This is a genomic window from Denitrovibrio acetiphilus DSM 12809 (genome assembly GCF_000025725.1).
GTDB lineage: Bacteria > Chrysiogenota > Deferribacteres > Deferribacterales > Geovibrionaceae > Denitrovibrio > Denitrovibrio acetiphilus.
In genome coordinates, this window is sequence record NC_013943.1 from 3,048,940 (window position 1) to 3,074,827 (window position 25,888).

At 41.1% G+C, this 25,888-nt stretch carries 21 protein-coding genes; 18 read left to right on the forward strand and 3 right to left on the reverse strand.

Going from position 1 to position 25,888, the window contains the following annotated elements; translation table 11 throughout:
- Positions 1-75 precede the first annotated feature (75 nt).
- Genes DACET_RS14440 through DACET_RS14465 form a run of 6 tightly spaced genes read left to right on the forward strand, consistent with a single transcriptional unit; the run spans position 76 to position 5,680 of the window.
- Positions 76-312, forward strand: coding sequence for a hypothetical protein (locus tag DACET_RS14440; RefSeq protein ID WP_148214198.1), 237 nt, complete (start codon positions 76-78; stop codon positions 310-312).
- Positions 313-1,092, forward strand: a complete 780-nt coding sequence (locus DACET_RS14445) for a hypothetical protein (protein ID WP_013012099.1) — start codon at positions 313-315, stop codon at positions 1,090-1,092. It abuts the gene before it with no gap.
- A complete protein-coding gene (locus DACET_RS14450; protein WP_013012100.1) occupies positions 1,092-1,592 on the forward strand; it encodes a hypothetical protein in 501 nt (166 codons plus the stop codon). The genes DACET_RS14445 and DACET_RS14450 overlap by 1 nt, the downstream gene beginning before the upstream one ends.
- 1 nt (position 1,593) lies before the next feature.
- On the forward strand, positions 1,594-2,769 hold the full coding sequence (locus tag DACET_RS14455; RefSeq protein WP_013012101.1) for a hypothetical protein: 1,176 nt from the start codon (positions 1,594-1,596) through the stop codon (positions 2,767-2,769).
- The gene (locus DACET_RS14460; protein WP_013012102.1) at positions 2,769-3,968 is read left to right on the forward strand and encodes a mechanosensitive ion channel family protein; all 1,200 of its coding nucleotides are present in this window, start codon (positions 2,769-2,771) and stop codon (positions 3,966-3,968) included. Before DACET_RS14455 ends, DACET_RS14460 begins: the two co-directional genes overlap by 1 nt.
- 29 nt (positions 3,969-3,997) lie before the next feature.
- Complete coding sequence (locus DACET_RS14465; protein WP_013012103.1) at positions 3,998-5,680, forward strand: 2Fe-2S iron-sulfur cluster-binding protein; 1,683 nt, start codon at positions 3,998-4,000, stop codon at positions 5,678-5,680.
- 41 nt (positions 5,681-5,721) lie between these two features.
- Here DACET_RS14465 and DACET_RS14470 read toward each other — a convergent pair whose 3' ends face one another.
- Both DACET_RS14470 and hfq read right to left on the reverse strand, forming a co-directional pair.
- Positions 5,722-6,084, reverse strand: a complete 363-nt coding sequence (locus tag DACET_RS14470) for a response regulator (RefSeq protein ID WP_013012104.1) — start codon at positions 6,082-6,084, stop codon at positions 5,722-5,724.
- A gap of 1 nt (position 6,085) precedes the next feature.
- Complete coding sequence (hfq, locus tag DACET_RS16610) at positions 6,086-6,601, reverse strand: RNA chaperone Hfq (RefSeq protein WP_013012105.1); 516 nt, start codon at positions 6,599-6,601, stop codon at positions 6,086-6,088.
- Positions 6,602-6,908: 307 nt separating this feature from the next.
- Here hfq and dnaN point away from each other — a divergent pair, with 307 nt between their 5' ends.
- From dnaN to DACET_RS14520, 9 genes are all read left to right on the forward strand, one after another.
- On the forward strand, positions 6,909-8,015 hold the full coding sequence (gene dnaN, locus DACET_RS14480; protein WP_013012106.1) for a DNA polymerase III subunit beta: 1,107 nt from the start codon (positions 6,909-6,911) through the stop codon (positions 8,013-8,015).
- Positions 8,015-9,037 carry a DNA replication/repair protein RecF gene (gene recF, locus DACET_RS14485; protein WP_013012107.1) on the forward strand — a complete coding sequence of 341 codons (1,023 nt, stop codon included), beginning with the start codon at positions 8,015-8,017 and terminating at the stop codon, positions 9,035-9,037. Before dnaN ends, recF begins: the two co-directional genes overlap by 1 nt.
- Complete coding sequence (gene gyrB, locus DACET_RS14490) at positions 9,027-11,405, forward strand: DNA topoisomerase (ATP-hydrolyzing) subunit B (protein WP_013012108.1); 2,379 nt, start codon at positions 9,027-9,029, stop codon at positions 11,403-11,405. Before recF ends, gyrB begins: the two co-directional genes overlap by 11 nt.
- Positions 11,406-11,415: 10 nt before the next feature.
- Positions 11,416-13,902: a DNA gyrase subunit A gene (gene gyrA, locus DACET_RS14495; protein ID WP_013012109.1), complete on the forward strand. Its 2,487-nt coding sequence runs from the start codon at positions 11,416-11,418 to the stop codon at positions 13,900-13,902.
- A complete protein-coding gene (gene folD, locus DACET_RS14500; protein WP_013012110.1) occupies positions 13,835-14,686 on the forward strand; it encodes a bifunctional methylenetetrahydrofolate dehydrogenase/methenyltetrahydrofolate cyclohydrolase FolD in 852 nt (283 codons plus the stop codon). Before gyrA ends, folD begins: the two co-directional genes overlap by 68 nt.
- Positions 14,687-16,000: a tRNA uridine-5-carboxymethylaminomethyl(34) synthesis GTPase MnmE gene (gene mnmE / locus DACET_RS14505; protein ID WP_013012111.1), complete on the forward strand. Its 1,314-nt coding sequence runs from the start codon at positions 14,687-14,689 to the stop codon at positions 15,998-16,000.
- Between the two features lie 64 nt (positions 16,001-16,064).
- Positions 16,065-17,924, forward strand: a complete 1,860-nt coding sequence (gene mnmG / locus DACET_RS14510; RefSeq protein ID WP_013012112.1) for a tRNA uridine-5-carboxymethylaminomethyl(34) synthesis enzyme MnmG — start codon at positions 16,065-16,067, stop codon at positions 17,922-17,924.
- Complete coding sequence (gene rsmG / locus DACET_RS14515; protein ID WP_013012113.1) at positions 17,921-18,538, forward strand: 16S rRNA (guanine(527)-N(7))-methyltransferase RsmG; 618 nt, start codon at positions 17,921-17,923, stop codon at positions 18,536-18,538. Before mnmG ends, rsmG begins: the two co-directional genes overlap by 4 nt.
- Positions 18,462-19,904, forward strand: coding sequence for a hypothetical protein (locus DACET_RS14520; RefSeq protein WP_148214199.1), 1,443 nt, complete (start codon positions 18,462-18,464; stop codon positions 19,902-19,904). Before rsmG ends, DACET_RS14520 begins: the two co-directional genes overlap by 77 nt.
- 79 nt (positions 19,905-19,983) lie before the next feature.
- Here DACET_RS14520 and DACET_RS14525 read toward each other — a convergent pair whose 3' ends face one another.
- Positions 19,984-21,051, reverse strand: coding sequence for a DUF362 domain-containing protein (locus DACET_RS14525; protein ID WP_013012115.1), 1,068 nt, complete (start codon positions 21,049-21,051; stop codon positions 19,984-19,986).
- A 278-nt stretch (positions 21,052-21,329) separates the two neighbouring features.
- Between DACET_RS14525 and DACET_RS14530 the strand changes: the two genes are divergently transcribed.
- The 3 genes from DACET_RS14530 (at position 21,330) to DACET_RS14540 (ending at position 25,846) form a co-directional block, all read left to right on the forward strand.
- Complete coding sequence (locus tag DACET_RS14530) at positions 21,330-22,565, forward strand: EAL and HDOD domain-containing protein (protein ID WP_013012116.1); 1,236 nt, start codon at positions 21,330-21,332, stop codon at positions 22,563-22,565.
- A 184-nt stretch (positions 22,566-22,749) separates the two neighbouring features.
- Positions 22,750-23,541: an IclR family transcriptional regulator gene (locus DACET_RS14535; protein WP_013012117.1), complete on the forward strand. Its 792-nt coding sequence runs from the start codon at positions 22,750-22,752 to the stop codon at positions 23,539-23,541.
- Between the two features lie 52 nt (positions 23,542-23,593).
- Positions 23,594-25,846 carry a hybrid sensor histidine kinase/response regulator gene (locus DACET_RS14540; protein WP_013012118.1) on the forward strand — a complete coding sequence of 751 codons (2,253 nt, stop codon included), beginning with the start codon at positions 23,594-23,596 and terminating at the stop codon, positions 25,844-25,846.
- The last annotated feature ends 42 nt before the right edge of the window (positions 25,847-25,888 follow it).

Sequence of the window (25,888 nt, forward strand, 5' to 3'; positions counted from 1 at the left end):
TAATACCATGGGATAGCGCCAACTGAATTCCGGCAGGTTTTAAGCCACTCAGCCTCTACAGAAAAAGTGGCGGATGTGCACGACAAAGCGGCTGATAACAAACAGGTCGCAATCGCACAGGAAATGAAAGAGCAGGCAGACAAACGCTCTAAAAGTGTGTCCGAAACCGAAAACTCCCAGGGTAAAACCATTAACAGCGATGAAAAACGCCGTAGAGAACGTGAAGAGCAGAAGAAAAAAAGAGAACGAAATAAAGAAATTGCCCGGCGTCTCGAAAGGGATACCGGGCATATTATAGATCTGGAAGCATAAATGACGAGCTGTAAGCTTTTATTATATTCTATTAATGATTTCCGCATTTTTTCAGGAAATCTGCTAAGTACAGAACCACTTACTGTTGAACTACCCAGTGCTGATGTGGGCAGTTTTAACGATGCTGTCCGTCTTAAGCTGAAATGGTATGAGAATACCGTAACGCATACCGCTGAGGTCAAACTTATCTCTGTATCAGATAACAGGCTGGAGCTTCGTATAGTCTCTGATGTCAAGCACTCTGAATCTGACAGCCATTTTATAGAGTTTAAAGATCATTTCGAAATTGTACCTGCTGACGATGGGAACATAGCAGACCTCCGTTACAGGGCAGAAAAACTAAATAATCGTTACAAAAGCACTCTCACTAACCAGATTAAAAAGATTATCACTGATGAATCCCTCACTAATCAGTACATTCTGAAAATGCTGATGAGCATCGACGGAAAGATGGACGAACTTCTTGATTCACTGAAAGATGAAGATACTGTCGAAGGGATCACAGCAAGAAAGATGCTCAGCCTCGGCGGCGACGGGTTGTCTTTTGTGTATGATAGCTGCGGAATAAAACCGGATGATATGGTTTATGTCCAGTCCACTCCAAAGACAGGTTCAGGGCTGAATTTCGCTGCTGTCTGCAAGATAACTGATGTCATACCAACCGGAAACACCTGTATATGCGAAGCTGTTTTCAGCAATATAAATGATAGTACGAAAGAGAATATCATACACTTTGTATTTCAGAAAGACCGCGAAAACCTGAAGAGGAACAGAAGCTGATGAACCCTATGACGCTTGTTGGTCTGGCTTTTCTGCTTATATGTATATTGTTTATACTTCTGCTGATCGCCATATCGAAAATAAACTCTCTCCACAAAAAAATAACAGATGTAAGCCCAAATGACCTTTATCCTTTTATGGAGGAGATGCGAGAGCTTGTCATTGAGAGCGAACGTGTCGCAGATAAGCTTGAGGATTCTGTCAGACAGAAAGAAGAACTGCTTGAGGACATATCCTCTCTGATCGACGAAAAGCTAAAAAGGCTGGAGTCCTTCGAAGATGCTCCCCCACCTGTTTACAAGCCCCAGTCCGGATATAGCGAAGACACATACGAACCTGCCATGAACCACGTAAGGCAGCCAGAAAAACCAAAAGGAACGGGCATCAGAGACAAAATATCTGAACTGGTACGCTCAGGGCTTTCTGACAGCGATATCGCATCAAAGCTTGGTGTTTCAGTAACAGAAGTTCAGATAGTCAAACGTATGGATCTGGGCTGATATGAACATCTTCTGGCCTGACGGTCTCCAGAAACTTGCAGCCAGCGGAGAAATCAGCTTCAAAGATGGTGAACGGCTGAACCTTAATATCGTGCGCAAGATGGAAAACGGCATGTTTCTCATCAATCTCAAAGGGAAATCCTTTACAGCTCAACTCCCTGCCGAACCGGAAGGCAAAACTGTCCGTGCTGAGGTTGTTAAAGCAGACAGCGGATCCCTGACACTGCGTATTATCCCTAAAACTGAAAACAGCACGAACCCAATGCGCATTATAACAACAACTCAATCAACGCCTTCTGCCGCAACTGCGCCAACAGCAACAGCCCCCCAGGGTGAGCCGGCAAAGCTTATCCTGCAGATACCTGCGGGTACAATAGAAGCAAACCCCGGCGAAAAGATCGAAATACAGATTCTTAAAATTCTTAATAACGGCAATTCCCTTGTGGCAGTTAAAAATAATCTTTTTGAGGTCAAGCTCGATGCGAATATGCAGCAGCTTCTGAAAAATATTACTGCGGAAGTTACAAAAATAGATGGTAAAGAGATAGAGCTTACGGTTGAAAAAACTCCTGTGCAGAATCTGAATGTAAACTATGTCAAGCAGGAGGTCGGAACATTCGACCTGGCAAAACTTATGAAGGCATTCGGAAAATTTCAGAGCGTAGACGTACAGAATATCACCCCGGATACACTGAAGCAGGCTATTAAAAATTCCGGTCTGTTTATGGAAAACAAGCTTCTGAATGATGACAGCATGGCTGGTGACGAAAAAATCAGAGCTTATGTCAATTCTGACAATACTGCAAAAGACGGCATAACCAAAATGCAGGTTTCAAATATGCTCCTTGCCGGCGGTCTATTGGCTTTCCTCAAAACAGGGGATGAGAATATTGATGATACATATGTCAGGCTTAAACGTGGGAAAAATGGTCAGAATACTCTCTACGTCTCCACAAAATTCTCACAGCTCGGTGATACTTTCATAATCATAAGAAATAACAGAAATACCCACGATGTCATGGTAAAAACAGAAAAAGACATTTCTGATGAGCTAAAAGACGTGAATATTGAAAACACGCGCATACATTGGGTAAAATTTAATAAAAAAGATCTGGAAACTATGGACGTTAAGAAGGATATTGTGTTTAATATGGGAAATTTTGAGGTGATTACCTGATGCATATTGACGCAGAAGCGATTAAACAATTTATATTTAATACGTCTGAATATTCTATAACTTTCTTTGCAGCTTTTATCAGCTATTTTATAGTCAAAAACGTACTGATAAGGGTTATAATTTCTTTCCTGCAAAGGACTAAGAACACTATAGATGACCTTCTTATAGACTCAAAGCTTCTGAATCATCTCGCCTTTATAGCGCCGGCTATTGTGCTCCTGTATACTAAAGAGATAATCAATATGCCACCAGAGCTTACACAGATTATTTCCGCATATATCGGACTGAATATAACTTTTTTCCTCGTAAGACTTTTTACACTTATCAACAGTATTTACAATACCTTCAATATTTCTACCACACGCCCAATCAAAGGCTATCTTCAGCTTGCGCAGGTGATTATAGGCTTCATGGGTGTTGTCGCATCTGTATATATCGCAGTTGGTAAATCTCCTCTTGGGTTCCTGAGCGGACTCGGCGCTATGACCGCTATCCTCATGCTGATATTCCGCGATACTATCCTGTCCTTCATAGCAGGCATGCAGATAATGTTCAACGACCTGATCCATAAAGGAGACTGGATAGAGGTTCCCCGTTTCGGTGCGGATGGTGATGTTATCGACATAGCACTATATAACGTTACAGTTCAGAACTTTGATAAAACTATAGTATATATCCCTACCAGTAAACTCATGGACGGCTCATTCAAGAACTGGCGGGGGATGAAAGAAGCCGGAGGCAGACGCATCAAAAGAGCTATAAACATCGACCAGTCTTCTGTACGGTTTATCAGTAAAGACGACATAGACAGGTACAGAAAGTTTAAGGTTCTGAAAGAATATTTTGACAAAAAGCTACAAGAAGATATAGACATAGAAGGTACAGACATAAATAGAAGAAAGCTGACAAATATAGGAACTTTCCGAGCTTATATTATAAACTACCTAAGGAACCACCCGCATATAAGACAGGATTTAACTTTTCTCGTAAGGCAGCTTCCACCAAGCCCGGACGGACTGCCCATTGAGATTTATGTTTTCACCGACGACACAGACTGGATTAGATATGAAGGGATACAGTCAGATATATTTGATCACCTGTTAGCTGCTGTACGTGAATTTGACCTTGCAGTTTTTCAGCATCCTGCGGGGAGTGACTTTAAGAAACTGGTTCAAGTTCCTGATAATTATTCCGATTAGTAATTCTGAATATTTCTGGAGTGTAACAAATGTTTGGCTCAAAAAAATTTACTGTCACAGTGACAGGCAGCAGTCATGTTCTCGAGGCTAAAAGCGGTACTAACCTTTACCACCTCTTGCGAGAACATGACCTCATAGATAAAAAGCTTTGCGATGGAAACGGGCAGTGCGGCAAGTGCAAAGTAAAGATTAAAGGTGTGTCTGTCAACAAACCTACTAAGAAAGAACGCCTTGTACTGGCTGAGGCAAGCCTTGATGCCGGAATGCGTTTAGCCTGTCAGTACGGTGTAAAATCAAACATCACTGTGGACACTCAGGAAGCTGTTAAGTTTGAAAATGTCAATCCTGGGATAGTCAGTCTCAAGATTAAAAACAGTAATGGCGTTGTTGAGGAGAATGAATTCAAAAGTTTTCTCACAACAGACATGTTCATCAAGCAGGCAGAGAGAGATGACAAGAAACAAACTGATAGCAAAGAACCTGAAATTATCGAAGATTTCAGCGATGAAGTAATCGTTGATGATTTTGTATATGATGAAAGACCAATCGAAGAGATAGCCGGACACTCCCGTGATACTATCGAAATTAAAAAATTCGAGGAGAATGAGCAGGAAGAGGATACCTCTTTCAGTAATGACGGTTTGTTATTTATCCAGCAGCCGGATGGAGTTCGTTACTACCACTACAGTGCCGGCATAGGGAATGTTGTTGATGACGGACATATTAAAACCTCTGAAAGACTCGAGAATATTCTTGAAGATCAGCTCATTTCTGATTTTATCCACAATAATGTTAAAGTTCTTGATATCGAACGTGTAATTGTGATCCTTGATAAGCCTTATTTTGAGGGCGAAGAGATGTTCGGGCTGGTTAAATATAAATCTATGAAGCTTGGAGATTTTCTTGTTGAGGTTCTTCAGCCGAGGGAAAACCACAGAGACCTGGTGCGCTTCATGCGGTTTGTCAACCAGACACCTGGGAAAAAGCTTCTTATACCTCTTGATAATCTTGAAAAAGCGCATTTCATGGATGATGGTAATCTTCATGACATGTCTGCCGGCTTCATAGACTGCGATTCACTTTTCGGGATGAGTGAGTTTTACGGAAAAAATCCTATAGTTTCCATGAGTAAGGATCTTCTTGAAACAAAGCTCAAGGATGATTTTCACCTTCCTGACTCCATATCTTTTACTGTCTTTTTCAGAACTGCATCCCTTCTTATGAAAAACGGGCTTGCAGACCGCCGTCTCAACCTCTACGACAGGGCAGATGTTATGGACGACCTGCCGCTTGACCTGACTGTAAAACTCGGCATCAAAGACGATGTAAAACGCTTTAATCTGTATCGTAAGCAGGGGGTTGATCTTTATATCGACCAGAATGCTTTGGACAGTCTCCACAGGCTGCGTATTTTCATTTACTCAGTCATTACCTATACAGAAAAGCGTTTCGGTCATATTGACGATGTGGTTTTTTATACGCTTACTAACAGTGACACACTTGCAGATGACCTTATATCTTTGTCTGCCATACCTAAAAAGTATGAAAAGAAGGTCAAAACATTTTACGGTGACCCGACAATGTATGCTGTGCAGTTTTTTCAGGAAAAGAATATTGAGATATACTTCAATAAGCGATTCGGGGAGCAAAACTTCATTAACCTTGATGAAGATGAGCTTTTTATTGAGACACAGCGGAATTCACAGTTTTAAATTGTCAACAATTCCACTGAAACATTCTGTAATGTTGAATACTATTTAAAGCAGTCGTAAAGGGCAGCCTCAAGGTCTGCTGCACGAACAGGCTTATTCAGATACAGGCATGTTCCGTGTGAAGCTGTATCTTTATACGATTTATAAGAACCAAATGCAGTGATCACTATCTTTTTGGCTTTATGATTACTTTTGTCCAGCTTTTCAATGAATTCTACACCGTTCATCTTTGGCATATGCAGGTCAGAAATTATCAGATCATAATCAGTAACTGAAGCTTTCGCCAGCCCTTCCATTCCGTCTGCTGCCATATCAACTTCATGCCCGCCCATTTTTAATATTTCCGCATATCCGAGTCTCGTGTGTTCTTCATCGTCAACTACAAGTATTTTAAGTTTCTGCATATTATCTCTCGTTATCGTATTTTATTATTTCCCCATGTTGATATATAGGAAAAATGGTTGAAACCGTATTTTTATACACAAGCTGTTGTCTGCCTTCAAATGATGTTAACAATGTATAATTATCGAATCCTATGAGGCTTCCGCGTATCTTAACACCATTAATGAGAAAGCTTATGATAGGCGAGCGCGATTTACGGACCTCGTTAAGAAAAATATCCTGCATCGGCGGTCTTGTATGCCTTGGATGGCGTCCCTGATGTGCGCTGTAGTATATTTTGGATATAAAGTCTATATCCACAACAGTCTTAGCCGCAGCTACAGTGGCAATATCATTTTTGTTAAGGAGAATCTTCATTTCTGCATCATCAATCATAATGTGGTACTGATCGAAGTCCTCAACGCGTCCCCTGAATCTCTCTTTATTTTTCATAATAAACATGAGAGGAACCTTTTTTGTTCTCGCGTTATGCATAAAAACAAACTCAATCTGCGCGTGAAATGTCGAAGAATTTTCCATTTAATCAGCCTTCCTAAATTAAACTGGTCATAAATAGTGACCATTCTGTAAAGTACCGTGTGTACTTGTTGATGTGATTATAAAGTGTTTAGTCGTGTTGACAAGTTTTAATTTTATCCACTTAAATATAGACGCTATTTTACTTTTTCTCCAAATATGTTTACTATGTTGAAAGTACGTTGAAGTTTTCCACTAGATTTAAAATGCAAAAATCATTGACAAATTTGGTGTAAATCGCTTGTCAACAATTTCCAAATAGCTTATTATTACTACGACTATATTTATAATATAATACTAAGAGGTTGCTATGCGTTTTAAGGCAGTAAAAGATGAAATCTACCCTTTCATACAGTTTGCTAACAGCTTTACCAGCCCAAAGAACCTTAATACCGTTCTGCAAAACATACTGATAGATGCTGAACCTGACGGTGTGACCCTGCGTGCCACAGACATGCAGGTTGGTTTCTCAGGTAAAATTCCCGTCTCAGTAGAAGAGACCGGCACTGCCACAGTATCAGGCAAAAAACTTTTAGATATTATAAAAGAAATTCCTGACGGTTCTGTTATAGACTTCTCCTTTGACGGATCAAAGATTAATATAGATTCAGGTAAGTCAAGCTTCAAGCTTTCAACTATAAGTCACGAAATATTTCCGACAATGGCTGAGATTACTCCAGAATATTATCTGAAAATTAAGTCTTCTATGCTTTATAACCTTTTAAAAAAGACAAGCTTTTGTATCTCCACAGATGCATCAAAGATAGAATACACCGGCTCTCACATGGCGGTTTACGGAGATAAGCTTGAGATTTCAGCAGCAGACTTTCAGCGGATAGCTACAAGCAGTGTCAAGTTTGACGAAGAGTATTCAAATGAATTCATGATAAACATTCCACGAAAAACTGTTATGGAGCTTTTAAAGATTCTCGATGAAGACGAATATGTAGAGATCGAAACAGACAGAAAGCAGATTATCTTCACCATTGGTCAGGTTAAAATTTTCAGCAAGCTGATAGAAAAATATATTAAAAGCATAACAAAGCTTTTTGCCAACGACCTTCCATTACAGGCTAAACTTAACAGAGCTGAGTTTCTCGACGTTATTAAGCGTGTTTCAGCTATCACAAGTGAGGTTACACACGGTGTAGTTCTTTCTTTTAAGCCTGGAACATTTACTGTTTACTCGCTTGAAACTGAATATGGAACAGGTCATGAATCTATAGATGATTTTGAATACAACGGAGAGCCTTTAGATATCATCTTCAATGCAAAGCACGTTGCAGAAATGATTTCAAACATAGATACCGATTATTTTTACCTGCACATGGTGGGAGAGAGAAATCCTGCAGTGATCATTCCTGAAACAGGAGAATATAAATATCTTGTGGTACCTATCTCCATCAACAGGTACTGATGTATACCAACAGAGTCAGGATTTTAAATTTCAGAAACCATATCGACTCTCTTTACGATTTTGAGAATATAAATTATATCGAAGGGGACAACGGAACAGGTAAAACTTCTGTTCTGGAGTCCCTTTTTGTTCTTTTTAACCTTAAAAGTTTCAGACAGCAGACTGTCAAGAAAGCAATAAGATTTAAACAGGATTTCTTTCTGGTTTCAGCGAAGTGCCTTGACGGAGACTTTCAGAGGACCTTTCACTACAGGTATGAAACATCAGCAGAGCTTAAAGATGATGAGGGTAAGGTTTCCGGTAAGGCGGAATATTTATCTATGCACCCGGTTATATGTTATTCACCTGAATACGGTCAGGTAGTTTCTGATGATCAGGATGACAGAAGGCGTTTTATAGATAGATTATCCTTTCAGATAGACAGAGGTCATTTTGACCGTCTTACAGACTTACGTAAATTAAACCTCATGAAGGTATCTGAACTGAAGAAAGATCGTTTAAACAGGGCATATATCGATTCTGTTAATGAAAAAATAGTTGAGCTCTCTGAAAAGATATCAGGGACGAGAGAATGCACAGCAGGTCAGATTAACGATCATATGCGTCAAACCTATGCTGAGCTTGGCTTTGACGATGGTTTCAGACTGGATTTCAGGTCAAATGTTAAGGATAAAAACCTACTGTTGAAAGAGATAGTGGACAGGAGGCTCCTTTACGGCAGCTCCAGAGACAGATTTTATTCTGTTTCTGACGGCAGGGTATACGATAGATTTTCTTCTTTTGGTCAGAAAAAGACTTTCGTGCTAATTACACTTGCCTCAGGGCTGAAACTTCTTGAGAAAAACGGTAAAAATGGTATAATCACTTTGTTGGACGATTTCGAAGCGGGGCTTGATAAAAGCCGAATCGAGAGGTTGTTTCATTTGTTTGATACGAGTGCACAGATTTTTATCACAGGCGTAAAAAACACAAATTTTTCTAGTAATCATACAATCAGGATACAGGTGAAAGATGGATCATAAACTTAATAGCTACAGCGACGATAGTATTCGTGTGCTGGAGGGGCTTGAGGCTGTACGCCAACGTCCCGGTATGTACATTGGTTCCGTAGGGCAGAGAGGTCTTCATCATCTCGTTTACGAGGTTATAGACAACTCTATCGACGAAGCCTCAGCCGGATTTTGCGACACAATCGATATTATTATTCATATAGACGGTTCAGTTACTGTTGAGGATAATGGTCGTGGTATACCAGTCGGTATACATCCTAAGGTCGGCAGACCCACAGTGGAAGTTGTTATGACTACACTGCACGCGGGTGGTAAATTTGACTCCGGATCATATTTCGCATCCGGCGGTCTTCATGGTGTGGGGATTTCTGTTGTAAACGCACTTTCTGAATACGCTGAAGTCACTGTAAAACGTGACGGCGGAGTTTATTATCAGAAGTATGAAAGAGGCACTGCTGTCACTGAGTTCAAGAGAACAGGTGACACTTCCAAAAGGGGTACAAAGGTAACTTTTAAACCCGATCATCAGATATTTGAAACACTTGAGTTTTCTTACGAAACACTTACAAGACGTTTTCGTGAGCTCGCTTTTCTTAACAGCGGTCTTAAAATAAAAATTACTGATGAACGCTACGATAAAGCTGATGAATACCATGCAGAAGGCGGTATAGTCAGCTATGTTAAATACTTAAATAAAGCTAAAACAGTTATTATACCTGAGCCTATTTATCATATGGAAATGTATGAAGATGCTGTTCAGGTCGAATTTGCCATAATCTTTAACGATTCCTATACTGAAAATCTCTACTCTTTTGTTAACAATATCCACACAGAAGAGGGGGGAACCCATGAGGCTGGTTTTAAGGCCGGTTATACAAAAGTTTTCAACAACTTTGTCAACAAGCATGGTCTTAATAAAGATAAGGTCAACCTGACCGGTGATGACGTTCGTGAAGGTATGTCGGCTATTATCTCTATCAGACTGAATGAGCCTGTTTTCGAAGGTCAGACAAAAACAAAACTTGGGTCAGCCATCGCAAAGACTGCAGTTGAAAGTATTATGGGTAAATTCCTGCCGGACTTTTTTGAAGAGAATCCAGCAGTTATAAAAAAGATACTTGAAAAAGCCATGCAGGCGTTCCGTGCCAGAGAGGCAGCAAGAAAAGCTAAAGAACTGACCAGAAGGAAAAACGTTCTCGAGGTTTCCACTCTGCCTGGTAAGCTTGCAGACTGTCAGGAGAAAGATCCTGCTAAATCCGAACTCTTCATAGTTGAGGGTGATTCTGCGGGTGGTTCAGCTAAACAGTGCCGTGACAGGCGTACTCAGGCTATCCTGCCTCTGAAAGGTAAGATTCTGAACGTTGAAAAGGCTCGTTTTGATAAGTTACTGTCAAGTAATGAAATAAGGGCTTTGATCACTGCTCTGGGGACTGGGATTGGTAAGGATGATTTTAACATTGAAAAACTTCGTTATCATAAGATCATAATCATGACAGATGCAGATGTCGACGGTGCTCACATCTCAACCCTGATTATGACTTTTTTCTTCCGCTATATGACAGAAATCATCGAAAGAGGGTATCTGTATATGGCTAGTCCACCCCTTTATAAAGTTAAAAAAGGTAAATCTGAAAGGTATATACAGAACGAAGAGACTATGGTCAACTATTTACTTGATCAAGGACTGGATGGCGTTGATATAGCCCATGTTCAGCCCCACAGATATAAAGAACTTCTTGAGAACCTTATTAAACTTAACCGTATGGTTACTAAATTTGAAAAGAAGGGGTACAGCAGAAAGCTTGTTAAACTCCTTGCAAGTTATGACGATCTTCATTTCTCAAAACTTGAGGATAAAGACTTTGTCGATGGGCTGCTTGCTGCCATGCAGAAGTATGGAATACTTGACCAGTACGTAACAAACGAAATAGAGTTCAACGAAGAGTACGGCAGATATAATATCAGCCTTGCCAGCCACTCTGTGACTGTTTCTATTAATACTGACCTGCTTGCCACACCGGAATTCAGAGAGCTGCGCAGACTCGGCGTTTATCTGAAAGAGATAGGTGATGCACCTTATAAGCTTAATGTTGACGGTGAGATAACAAACTTCGAGACTCTGACCGAGTTTGTTTCTTTTGTAGAACAGCGTGGTAAGAAGGGGCTCGGCGTTCAGAGATACAAAGGTCTTGGTGAGATGAACCCTGAACAGCTTTGGGAGACTACGGTTGACCCTCAAAGCAGAACTCTTTACAGAGTGCGTATTGAAGATGCGGAAATGGCAAATGAGTTATTTTCTCTCCTTATGGGTGATGTTGTTGCGCCAAGGCGTGAGTTCATCGAAAACAACGCACTGAACGTTAGAAATCTCGATATTTAGGTGGGAATAGATGTCTGATACAAGTAAAACAATTGATATTAGTATAGAAGAATCTGTCAAGAATAGTTATCTTGACTACGCAATGTCCGTTATTATCGGACGTGCGCTCCCTGATGTCCGTGACGGTCTGAAACCTGTTCACAGACGTGCACTCTTTTCTATGAGCGAGATGGGAGTACATTATAACAAAGCATATAAGAAATCCGCACGTATAGTCGGTGACGTTATAGGTAAGTTTCACCCGCATGGTGATTCTGCTGTTTACGATACCATCGTACGTATGGCGCAGGATTTCTCTCTGAGGTATCCTCTTGTGGATGGTCAGGGTAACTTTGGTTCTGTTGACGGCGACTCTGCTGCTGCCATGAGGTACACAGAGATCAGACTTTCAAAGATTTCTGATGATCTCCTCGCAGACCTTGATAAAGATACTGTGGATTTCTCTGAAAACTATGACGGCACTATGGTTGAACCTACTGTTCTGCCTACCAGAATTCCAGCCCTTCTTGTAAATGGTACCAGCGGTATTGCTGTTGGTATGGCAACCAATATCCCTCCGCATAACATTACAGAGATAATCAGTGCTCTTAATTATATGATTGACGAGCCGGGATACGACACTGAAGGTATCCTCCGTCACGTTTCAGGTCCTGACTTCCCCACTGCCGGTATTATCATGGGCAGCAAAGATATTCAGACCGCATACAGGACAGGGCGGGGCTCTATTACAATAAGAGCCAGAGTCCTTATAGAAGAGACTAAAACAGGCAAGCCTGTAATTATCGTTCGTGAGATACCTTATCTTGTGAATAAGGCTTCAATGATCGAAAAGATCGCTGACCTTGTTCAGGAGAAGAAGATAACAGGTATCACAGACCTTAGAGATGAATCCGATAAAGACGGCATAAGGGTAGTTATCGAGCTTAAAAAAGGTGAAAATGTCGATGTGGTGCTCAATAGACTTTATAAATTCACCCAGTTGCAGACATCTTTCGGTTTTAATATGGTCGCTATTGTTGACGGTAAACCACAAACACTCTCTCTCAGAGAAATACTTGAAGAGTTCCTGAAACACAGAGTGACCGTTGTAACGAGAAGAACGCAATTTCTTCTTAGAAAGGCTGAGGCAAGGCTTCATATTTTAGAAGGTCTTATCAAAGCTGTTGAAAACATCGACGAAGTAATTAAAACAATCAAAGCTTCTAAAGATACTCCTGCTGCTAAGGCAAACCTTTGTGCTCAATTCGGTTTTACAGAAATTCAGGCTCAGTCAATCCTTGAAATGAGACTTCAGAAGCTCACAGGTCTGGAAATTGAAAAACTTAAAGAAGAGTACGAAAACATTCTTAAAGACATAGAATATTATAAAAGCATCCTTGGGAACCGTTCTGTAATGATGTCTGTCATAAAAGATGAGCTTCAGGATGTACTTGATAAATACGGTGACGACAGAAGAACTGAGATAGCTCCCGGGCTTACTGAGTTCGAAGACGAAGACCTGATTCCTAATAATGAAAAAGTAGTGACAATGACCCATAATGGTTATATAAAAGCTACTCTTCTTTCAAGCTATGTCGCACAGAAGCGGGGCGGTAAAGGTAAGACCGGCGCTGGCAGCAAGGATGAGGACTTTGTAGAACGTCTGATAGTGACTACAAACCACACAAGGCTGATGTTCTTTACCAACACAGGTAAAGTACACTATCTTAAGGTTTATGCACTGCCGGAGGCGCAGAGAGACGCAAAAGGGAGACACATATCTAACCTGCTCACTCTGGAACCGGAAGAATTCGTAGCTTCAGTGCTTGCTCTGCCGGCTGAAACAGATGGTAAATACCTCTTTTTCGCTACTAAATCCGGTACTATTAAAAAGACTAGCCTTGAGGAATTCAAAAGCGGACGAAGCGGCATAGTAGCAATTAAACTTCGTGACGGTGATGAAATTCTCACAGCAGATATCACTACCGACGAAGACACTGTGATTCTCTCCACTAAAGCAGGTAAGACAATTCAGTTTTCTTCAACAGATGCCAGACCAATGGGCAGAAGTACAAGCGGTGTGAGAGGGATTACACTAGAGGCTAGAGATGAACTGATGAGTATGGAGGTTCTTACCGGAGCTCCTTATATTCTTTCTGTCACATCAGCAGGTTACGGAAAACGTACCCCTGTTGACGAGTACAGGGTTCAGACAAGAGGCGGTAAGGGATTGAAACTTTGCCGTGTCAGCCCTAAAACTGGCTTTGTGGTCGGAGCCAAGCAGGTAACTGACAATGACGACGTGATGATTATCACAAGGTCTGCTAAAACAATCAGAACAGAGGTTCAGGGTATCTCAAAAATGGGCAGGGACACAATGGGTGTTAAGCTTATGGATACCGGAGATGACGATATTATAGCATTTGCAGTAATAAAAGAGGGGACAATTCATGAAGACAGCGACAATAATGAACGGGAAGGCACTGGCAGCGAAGGTCAGGGCGGGACTGAAGACTAAGGTAGCTGACTATAAAAGTAAGCATGGTAGAGGACCTGGGCTCGCAGTTTTTCTTGTGGGCGAAGACCCTGCCAGTGATATTTATGTAAATGCAAAAAATAAAGCGTGTGTCGAAGCTGGCTACAAGTCTGTTGTTATACGCATGCCGGAGAATACTCCAACAGAGGAGCTTCTTGCAGCAGTGGAGAAGTATAATAAAGACGACACCATTCACGGTATACTTGTCCAGCTCCCTCTGCCGAAGCATATAGATGAGAAAAAAGTTATATACGCCATAGCTCCAGAAAAGGATGTAGACGGTTTTCATCCTTTTAATGTGGGGCTTATGTATTCGGGGGAAGAGGGGCTTTACCCATGTACTCCTGCCGGATGTATGATGATACTCGATGAATATAATATAGATCCCAGAGGGAAACATGCCGTTGTGATAGGTGCCAGCAATATTGTCGGCAGACCTATGAGTGCGCTTCTGCTCCGTGCAGACAGCACCACCACAACATGCCATATATATACGCAGAACCTGAAAGAGATAACACGTCAGGCAGATATTCTCGTTGCGGCTCTTGGTAAGCCGGAGTTTGTCACTGCTGATCATGTTAAAGAGGGTGCTGTTGTCATAGACATTGGCATCAACAGGGTTGACGGAAAACTTGTCGGTGACGTTGCATTTGAGGAAGTATCAAAAAAAGCGAGCTACATTACACCTGTTCCCGGTGGTGTCGGTCCTATGACTATCGCTGTGCTCCTTGACAACACACTGAAGGCTTTTGAAGCTACACTTTAAATGGAAACCATATATGCGGCACTGAGTCCGCTGATAACATCAGCAGTTATTGTTGTCCGCATCTCCGGCTCAGATGCGCTTGATGTTCTGTCATTGCTTGGCGCAGAAGGGCTGGAAGACAAAAGAGTTATACATACCAAATACAGCGGGTCTGTAAATGATGATGTGCTTGTCACATACTTCAAAGGACCCGCATCTTATACCGGAGAGGATGTTGTAGAGATATCCTTTCATGGAAATCCACTGATAGTTTCATCCGCATTTGCAGATTTTGAAAAGCTAGGTTTCCGTGGTGCTCAGCCGGGAGAGTTTACCAAGAGGGCTTTTATAAACGGTAAGATTGACCTTACTCAGGCAGAATCTGTTGCCGAACTTATCGACTCTAAAACCAAACGTGGAATAGACTACTCTTACAGCCAGCTGAAAGGCTCTATGCGCAAGGAAGTTGAAGGCATAAGGGATATTTTTATCAATATTCTTACTGTTATCGAGGCACATATAGATTTCCCTGAAGAAGATATCGAAGAAGCACACGAAAATATCGTATTCAATAACCTGCAAACTCTCAGAGACTCTGTTTCTGAAATCCTCAGATCATACACGACACACAAAGTCTTACGAGATGGCTACCGTATAGCGATTGTAGGAAAGCCCAATACAGGTAAATCCTCTCTTATGAATTACCTTTTAAAAGAGGATAGGGCGATAGTTTCAGAGGTTGCAGGAACTACGAGAGACTATATTGAAAGCTCATTCGTGCTGGATGGTGTTCCCGTATCACTTGTGGATACTGCGGGGATGCGCTTTACTGATGATGCTATTGAAAAGGCAGGGATAGAGAAGACTGTTTCACTCATTAATGACGCTGACCTTGTTGTTGTCCTTCTGGACAATTCCCTCCCGCTGAACCACGAAGATGAGAATGTTTTAAGTATCACAGAAGGGATGGACAGACTTTTAGTTGTTAATAAGTGTGATTCTCAGAATATACTCGATCTGGACAATGTGGATTGTCACGTATCTGTAAAACATGATAAAAATATGAAAGTTTTTCTAAACATGTGCGCTGCAAAAGTTTCCTTGTCGGATGCTGATGTTTTTGGTAAGTCCGTTATGGTGACTGAGCGTCAAAAACATTATTTTGACCAAATTTTAACTTCTGTGGAAAAACTAATTGAATATTCTGAAATAGATTTTGATATTTTTGAATATGAACTGAATTCCTCCCTTAGGTTATTGTCTGAAATTACAGGTTTATCATATACAGAGGATGTTTTATCAAATATTTTTGATAACTTCTGTATTGGAAAATAAATTATTTTAAAAATTGTGGAAATGTTTATGTTTCACGTGAAACATTCGATATTATAGGTGGACTATGCTTACGTATGGGAAGACATATGACGTTATTGTAGTTGGGGCAGGGCATGCCGGGTGTGAAGCTGCTCTTGCATCTGCAAGGATGGGTGCTGATACATTGCTTTTTACGATCTCTGTGGAGTCTCTGGCACAAATGAGTTGTAACCCTGCAATAGGCGGACTTGCAAAAGGTAATATTGTTAAAGATATAGATGCCCTCGGCGGTGAGATGGCAAAAAACACTGACGAAACAGGGATACAATTCCGAGTGCTGAATATGAAGAAAGGTCCGGCAGTACGCAGCAGCAGAGCGCAGGCAGACAAAGAGCTATACCGCCAGAGGATGCTTCAGGTCATTATGCAGCAAAGCTCACTTGATCTGAAACAGGGGATGGTTGAGGGTGTAGAAGCCGAAAGTGGTGAAGTTGTTGGTGTCGTGAGCGACACAGGTATGCTGTATAAAGCAAAAAAAGTGATTCTTTCAACTGGTACGTTCCTTAAGGGACTGATTCACATCGGTGACAGTCACTACAGCGCCGGACGAATGAATGAATTTGCATCTATAAATCTTGTAACATCGCTGCATAAACTGGGATTTGAAACAGAAAGGCTGAAGACAGGCACACCTGCAAGGCTTGATGTAGGGACTATAGATTTTAGTAAGCTGGAAGAGCAGGGAGGAGATAATCCCCCGAAACCATTCTCTTTTGAGACAAAGGAGATATTACTACCGCAGGTTCCATGCTTTATCACTTATACAAATGAAAATACCCATAATATAATAAGAGAAAATATGCACAGGTCGCCACTTTACGGTGGGATCATTGAGGGAATAGGCCCGAGATATTGCCCTTCTATAGAAGATAAAGTAAAAAAATTCCCTCATAAGGACAGACACCAGATTTTTCTTGAACCTGAAGGCCTGAAATCGAGGGAATACTATGCAAATGGATTTTCCTCCTCACTGCCTATTGATGTACAGATTGCGATGTACCGATCAGTGCCCGGGCTTGAAAAAGTAGAATTTGTACGCCCCGCATATGCTATAGAGTACGACTTTGTTCAGCCCACCGCACTGCATCCGACTATGGAGACTAAGCACGTTAAAGGTCTTTATTTTACAGGTCAGCTCAACGGAACCAGTGGATACGAAGAGGCTGCGGCGCAAGGGCTTGTTGCAGGTATTAACGCTGTGCTTGCAGTGGACGGCAAAGAACCGTTTATAGTAAAAAGGGACGAAAGCTATATCGGTGTGATGTGCGATGACCTTGTGAATAAAGGGGTAGATGAGCCCTATAGAATGTTTTCTTCAAGAGCGGAATACAGGCTGTGGCTCAGAGAGGACAATGCAGAATATCGTCTGCTGGAAAAGGGTTACGATCTCGGTCTTATATCGAAAACAAGGTATGAAAGGTTTCAGAAAGAGAAAGAAGCCTTTGAGAACGAATTTAGTAGACTAAACAATTTTGAGATTACACCTTCTAAGGATAATCTGGAGATACTGGCTGAATACAATATTGCGCCCAGAACAAAAACTAACGCAAAAGAGATACTGCGCAGACCAGAACTGACATATGCAGACATTAAAAAAATGTTTGGCGGCACAGATGATGAAAAAATATCTGAACAGGTGGAGATAGCAGTAAAATATGAAGGTTATCTGAATAAGCAGAAGGAAGAGATAGAAAAATTTAACAGAACAGAGAATGTAAAACTTCCGGATGATATCAGATATGATGACATACAGGGACTTCGCAGGGAATATATCGAAAAACTAAACACAATCAGACCCCAGACACTAGGGCAGGCAAGCCGTATAAAAGGTATGACTCCTGCTGCGGTCAGCCTTCTGCATATATATATAACAGGTAAAAAATGATAAAAAGTTATTTTGAATTTACTGATGAAATGCTGGAAAGGATAGAGAAATTCTATGATATGCATATAAATGCAACGTTGAATCTTACTGCTATAAAAGATAAAGATTCATTCTATACAAAACATGTACTGGATAGTTTTCTCCTCTTTACTGAGAAGAAGCATCTGTTAAAAGGTAAGATTGGAGATATTGGTACTGGTGGAGGATTCCCGGGGGTTATTCTTGCGGTAATGTATCCGGAGCTGAACTTTACGCTTGTGGACAGTGTGGCGAAAAAATGCAGATTTCTCGAAGACGCTGTTAAAGAGCTTGGACTCACAAACGTTGAGGTGATAACATCCAGAAGCGAGGACATCAAAAATAGAAAGTTTTCCACTATTTTGTCGCGTGGCGTGGCTAAAGTGGAACAAATGATTAAATATACTATGAATTTAGCCGATAAAGACTGTGTGTGGGTGCTTTATAAAGGCGAAAATGTGAAAGACGAACTTGCAGCCGCACAGAGTATTTTGGAAAAGAAAAGACTGGAGTTTATAAATGTCAGATATGATACGCCGATTCAGAGGACTTATACTATTCTTAGCAGCTCTGCTGATAATGACAGGCTGCGCTGAACAGTTCCAGATTGAGAAACAGGAACCCGTAAGGCTCTTCAACAGAGAATATTATGCTGTTAAGAACCTCACCCGCTCAGATATCCGTAAAATGAAAGAGATGATGCAATCAGATGATATCTCTGCTGCAAAGACAGCGGGGCTGATTCTTGGGCGTCACTATGTCCGCAGCGGAGATGTTGAGCAGGGTTTTCGCATGATAAAGGAAAACCTTGACGACAGCTATCTAGACAGGTTTACAAGAGTATCAGGTCATCTTTGGCTATATGATGCCGGTTACAAAATGAATGACATAGATGTTATAGACAAAGAGGGTGAATATCTGCAAAGCATAGAGATGGATCCCGTGGCACAGAAAGTTTTCAGACATTATTGTGCTCAGGAGAAGAGGGCAGTTATTGACGGTGACCTCAAAGGGTGTGCACTTTCTGACAACATAGCTGGTGAATCACCTGTTGAAATAGAAATTTTTGAAGAGCCAAAACATGTTGATGAATCATCTGTCAAAGAGCCTGACGGGAACCTGATGGAAAAGATAGTGCTCAATGTGAAATCAGCAGAGGAAGATCCTAAACTGATAGATGCCATGCTATACACAATCAGCAAGCTTGGAGTGGATGTCGAGCTTGATTTCACAGGAGTGAGGGATGATTATGATTTTTCGCTGGACGTAGGGTCGAAAATTCTGACATCAGATACCACAATGTATGAGTTTGCAATTGAGATGGACAAAGTTTTTGAAGAAGCCGCGAACCTTGCGATGCTGAACGGCGGTACCACCATTGTGCTTGGGTATACTAAAGAGCTTTACCAGAAGGCGCTTGAGATAGAAGATAAATTTAAAAATTCTGATGTAAAAATATATATGTTTGACATAGAAGACCCTAATTTTCAGACAACGCTGAGCACTATTAAAGAGAAAGCAGGGAAAGATACTACTATATCTTTTGCTGTTGGCGGTTCACAGGAGCAGCTTGCAAAAGTAGTTCCATTTTTGCGCTATTATTCTGATAAACCGGACAAGACTGTCATAGCGTGTGCAGTGGACGGGTTTGGTAAAGTATTTTTCAGCTCAGAATATGCAGAATACTTCAGAGGGGCGTATGTTGTCACAGAAGTTCTGCTACTCAGCAAAGCCAATGTTGAGCAGTTTAATCAGGAGTACTACGACGACTATGCAAAACTGCCTGCGGTGAAAGATATGCTTGGGCATGATATTGTGGTCTTTATGGAGAGGTTGAAAAACCCGTCATTTATCGCTGACTATCTGACAGGGATAAAGAATATGGATGAAGGCACAATGGATAGAGACACGGAAGCATACAAAATAGTAACCACAAGAAAGATAAGGAAACTGGTAAATTAAAAAGTTACGAAAAAAGATAAATGAAATGTATAATCCCCGGTAGAAAAGTGCCGGGGATTTTTTGTATAAAGCGTAGGAGTTACTGGACTTCTATCAGTTTATATTTTTTGGTTCCGACTCCCATCTTTTCAGCATGAGAAAGCTGTATATCAGAATCAACTTCCGGATAGCGTTCTCTGAAAGGATCAGTCCCGCCGTATGCATTACAGACAAGATCAAGACAGGCTTTGTCGAGGGCTACCGGGTCAGTTGAAGCAGCAAATCCTATATCACCAACTACAGGTCTGTCGTTGCCGGGGTAACAGTCGCAGGCGGGTGAGACAGACATTATAATATTTAAATAAATGATCTTTCCTTTGAGAGCCTTGACGACACCGGATGCATATTCAGCCATCTTTGACTGGGTTGATGCAGAGGAAGCGTTCCAGTTTATATAGATAGCAGCTTGCGGGCACACACTGATGCACATGGAGCATCCGGAGCAGTTCTCATTAATGGTTGCTTTGGGGCTCATGTCTATGGCGCTTGACGCACAAAAGCTCAGGCATCTTCCGCAAGAGGTACATTTGTCGGCAAAAATGCCGGGTTTGGAGTCAGAATGCATATCAAGCTTACCTTGTCTGCATGAACAACCCATAGAGATATTTTTAATAGCACCGCCGAAACCTGTAACTTCGTGCCCTTTGAAGTGTGAAACGACAAACATGCCGTCGGCAGTGGCGATGTCAGCCGCGAGTTTAACACTGGAAAGGATATCTCCGTTAATCTCTATTTCAGTAGAGTTGTCGCCACGGAGTCCGTCAGCGATGATCACAGGAACTTGCAGAGTAGAATAGTTAAACCCGTTCATGGTTGCGTTGTAAAGGTGATCAACACTATTTGTCCGCATTCCAACGTAAAGGGTATTGGTATCAGTGAGGAAGGGCTTTGCACCGATATTGTTAAGTTTTTCAATGACAGGTCGAAGAAAAACAGGACGCAGGAATGCAGTATTACCCATCTCGCCGAAATGCGTCTTAACTGCTATTAATTCATTCTTGGAAAAGAATTTCTCTGGAGCGCATCTGTTAATAAGTTTTTTGACTTTTAAAAGAGGGCTTTTATGTTTTTTGCTGTCTATAGTTGAAAAAAATACATCGGATGACATAAAGTGCTCCTTGTTTGGTATAATATGTTACACAATAATATATGTATGCAGTTTGGAACACAAGGAATTGACGAGAGTAGACAGCTAATAAGTGAAAACTGCATGGAATAAGCATACTTAGTTTAAATTTTTTATGACAACAGGAAGAAGTGGTTCTCCTCTGAAACAGGTATAGTGCGGGGATATGGGAAAAATACCTTTTATGTTATATCCAAAAGAACTTATACTTACGTCGGAAATGAATCGCTATGTAATAAGGCAAATACTGACGGGAAGTTATGAACAAAGAGTTTTATATCGGGAGACAGCCAATACTTGATGCCAGAGGGCATATATACGCTTATGAACTGCTTTTCAGGCAGGCAGGTGAAGTTACAGCCAAAATCCTGGACAATTCATCTGCGACGGCAAGAGTGCTTATAAACGCAATACAGAATATCGGACTGGGGACTCTTCTAAGTGGAAAGCTTGGATTTATTAACGTAGACGAACATATCATACTTGAAGGAACGCTGGACATTCTCCCGAAAGATAACTTTGTAATCGAGATCCTCGAAACAACTAAGGTCACTGATGAACTGATAGAAAAAATTAAATTTTATCAGGAGCAGGGATATAGATTTGCACTGGACGATATGGTTTTGTCAAAAGAATATTACGCAATGTTCAGTCGGCTGTTTACTATGGTAGATGTCATAAAAGTTGATTATATGCTTTGTAACAAAGAAAATCTCAAAGTAAATATGCAGATATTTAAAAGACTTAGGGCACAGTTGCTTGCTGAAAAAGTCGAAACGCAGGCAGATTATGAGTTTTGCCGGGAATTAGGTTTTGACCTGTTTCAGGGATACTTTTTTGCCAAGCCTGTCACTATTTCGTCAAAATCTGTTGATCCTTCTAAGGCAGCGACGTTGCAGCTGATCAGTATGCTTAAAAAAGATGCAGAAGCATCAGCGCTGGAAAAAGTTATTAAAAATTATCCTGATCTATATATTAATCTACTGAAATTCATGAATTCCGCAGCTTTTTTTACCAAAGGGCATATAACGTCAATAAAACATGCTATGGCGCTTCTCGGAAGGGAAAATCTAACCAAGTGGTTATATCTGATATTATACGCAGGTCCGGGTATGGATAGCTTTGATAATCCACTCCTTATGACAGCGCAAATTCGCGCACGAGCTATGGAAAATATCTGTGTAAAAGGGCATGTTGCTCCGGACAAGGCAGGTGAAGCATATCTTGTGGGGCTGATGTCGCTGATGGACGCAGTCTTTAACAAGACTAAAGAAGACGTTATGAAAGAGTTTAATTTAGATACAGAGATAAAAGATGCTGTAATTAGCCATAAAGGGATGCTTGGGAAAATTCTTAAAACTATAGAAGACTATGAAAAAGATAATATCATTATGCTGGATGAACACTTTAAGGCTCTGGGCATCAAAGTAGGTTCATTTAATGAAATTATGCTGGATAGTTTTAATTATGCATGTACTATTAGTGGTGATTGCTAACTAATTTCCATAGACTAAACAAAAATTGTGTTTACATTTTGAAACTTTTGTTTTATTTAAAGTTTATGAAAAAAAATGCTATTGACGTAATTAGTATTTTTTGTAATGATATTAGTCATTAGACCAAATTTCTGCAAAGTAAACGGTGTTATGTTCTGTATAGTACCGCTACTAGGGAGTTTTTATGAAAAGGGAAAAATCTGAATACGCTGTACAGGCTGTCAGTAACGCAATAGATATACTAGAACTTCTCGGTGAGCAGGATCACGAATTCAGCATAACTGATATTGTCAGCGACCTGAATCTCACAAGGAGTAATGTTAACAAGCTTCTTTCTACTCTGGAACTGCTCGGTTATGTCGAACACAACAGATATACTGGAAACTTTAGGCTAGGGGTCAAAACATTTCAGATTTCACAAGCATATATAAATAAGTTGAATATTATAGAAATTTCTATTCAGGTTCTTCAGCAGCTTAAAAATGATACAAATGAATCAGCATATATTAGTGTTCTTCGTGACGGAAATGTAGTTTATCTTAATGTCATTGAGACAGAGCAGGCAGTACGTGTACTCCCCAGAATAGGTAACGTAGGGCCTGCATATGCCACTGCAACAGGAAAAGCGCAGCTTGCTTATTATGACGCTTTAGAGCTTGAAAAGCTTTACTCAGGGGACTTTGAAAAAATAACACCTAATACTGTCGGCAGCTTTGATGAGCTTAAAGAAGAACTTTCGGAGATCAAAAGACAAGGGTACGCTCTTGATAATGAAGAGTATGAGCTTGGTGTAAGATGTGTAGGTGCGCCTATCAAAGACTTTATGGGGAATGTTATAGCAGGGATAAGTGTCTCTGCACCGTCTGAAAGAATGGAGATGGAGCATGTTCGCGAAGTTGTGGCGCCGATAGTTACGGAAGCTGCCAGAGTTCTGTCTAAAAAATTCGGATTCAGAGAATTTGAAGACGAACTTTAATTAACAGATATAATCACTTGTAAAGTTCAACCCATAGGGTTTATATTTTAGTATGAGCCCTGAAAAAGTTAAACACATACTATTTCTTACTGAAAACCGTAAACTCAAAGAGGCGGTGGTCAGCTATCTCCGCTCGCAGAAGATTCTTATCAAGATTAAACTGTGCGAGGGGTATTCCTGTCTGGAAAGAGAAGTGAAAGCAGGCAATATCTCTATGTGCTTTGCTGACTACAAACTTGGACATAATCTTATCGTTAAGGCTATAGATGCTCAGAAGAGCATTGACAGCGACCTGCCGTTTATCATAATCACTGAAAAAGACAAACAGGATGCTGCCGCAGAATTACTTGCTGTCGGTGCTGATGATTATATCACTCTCGATAACATGAAACGTCTTGCTCCTGTCATACGCAGAGAGACAAAAGCCTATGAAGAAGTGCAGGCAGGGAAGAAGGCACGACAGGAAATCAAAGAACTTATGAATATTGTTCAGTCCGCAGAGGACGAGGTTTATGTCCTTGGCGGTGAAAGCCATAAGATCAAATTTGCCAATAAAAAGGCTCTAAGTAATCTTGGCTATGATATGCAGGAACTTGACGGTAAAAATATACATGATATCACAGAGGAAGGTCTGCCTCTGAAAGCAGAGGAGAGGGAAGCGCAGGGGCGGGTTATGCTCCATACTCGCTTTATAAGGAAAGACGGTACAAAATACCCAGCAGAAGCAATTTTCCAAACGGCAGAAACAGAAGGCGGAACAGCCATCCTTGTCATTGTTCACGACAGCACGGAGAAGGAAAGTGCAAAACAGCATGCATTTGTTCTTAACAAAGCTATTGATGCCAGTGCGTCTGCTGTTACAGTGACAGATTCAGATTTCTGCATAATCTATCTCAATAAGAAACAAATCACTACCGCTGGAAACAGCAAAGCATTTATGATTGGGAAAGATATTACTGAGCAGAAAATGTATGAAAGCAGCGGGAAAGAGTTTTTCAATGCTCTGGATAGGTGCAGACGTGGCGAAAGCTGGGTAGGAGAATATCAGAAGACAGGGCATAACGGAGAGGAATATATTGTCCTCGGGTCAATGTCGCCGGTTTATTCTGATCTTAACACTGTTACTAATATAGTCATTGTTGAAGAGGACATAACCGAACGGGTACGCATAAAAAGCCAGCTTCTCCACGCTCAAAAGATGGAAACAGTAGGAGAGCTGACAAGTGGTATTGCACACGATTTTACAAATATGCTGACAGCTATAGGCGGTTTTTCATCCATTATGAAGCGGAAGATGGATAAAGACAGCCGTTTTTACGTTTATGCAGAAAAGATATCAGAGCTGACTGTGCGGGCAAGGGAGCTGACTAAGAACCTTCTGACTTTCTCCCGGAAGCAGATGGAAGCGGAAAGGGCAGTAAGTGTTAATACCCTGGTGAAATCTGTCGGAGAATTTCTGACAATGGTTATAGGAAGCCGTATAGAGCTTGAGTTGAAACTGATGGAAGAAGATATTAATATCATGGGAGATCCTGTTCAGCTTGAGCAGGTAATAATAAATCTCGCCACAAACGCCCGTGATGCTATTGAGGCGGAAGGGAAGCTTGTTATTACCACTGATAAAACAATGGTCAGCGACGAGAAATCTGCAGGGGGGTTTGCTGAGTACGCAGTTATAAGCGTGAAAGACAACGGCTGCGGCATAGACCAGAAAACTCTTGATAAGATATTTGAGCCTTTCTATACAACCAAACAGGCAGGGAAGGGGACAGGACTTGGTCTATACATCGTTACCGATATAATAACAAGGCATCATGGATATATTGAGTGCTTCAGCGAACCCGGGCAGGGGACTGAATTTGTGATCAAACTTCCTGTCACAGATCAGACACCGGAAGCTGCTTGTGCAGAGGCAGAGATTGAAGATTCTTCAGAGAATATTACAATACTCCTTGTTGAAGATGAAAAGATCGTAAGAGAGAGCCTGAGCCACGCTCTGGATGTATATGGTTATAAAGTTTATGAAGCAGTAAACGGTAAGGAAGCCGTGGAGATATTCAAACAGCGAAGTTTTGAAATAGATATGGTTATCTCAGATATTGTGATGCCCGTAATGAACGGTATAACCGCATATAAAGAGATGATAGCGATAAAACCCGGACAGAAATTTATCTTTACCACAGGATACGTAGGCGAAGCACACAGGAAAGAGGGGTTCGACGAGGAAGATCATGTTGTGATGATAAAGCCGCTTATGCTGAAAGAACTGGTAAGAAAGATAGAGGAACTTCTCCGAGAGAACTAGAGGGAACTTCATAAAAAAGGCGGACTCGAAAGCCCGCCGCTT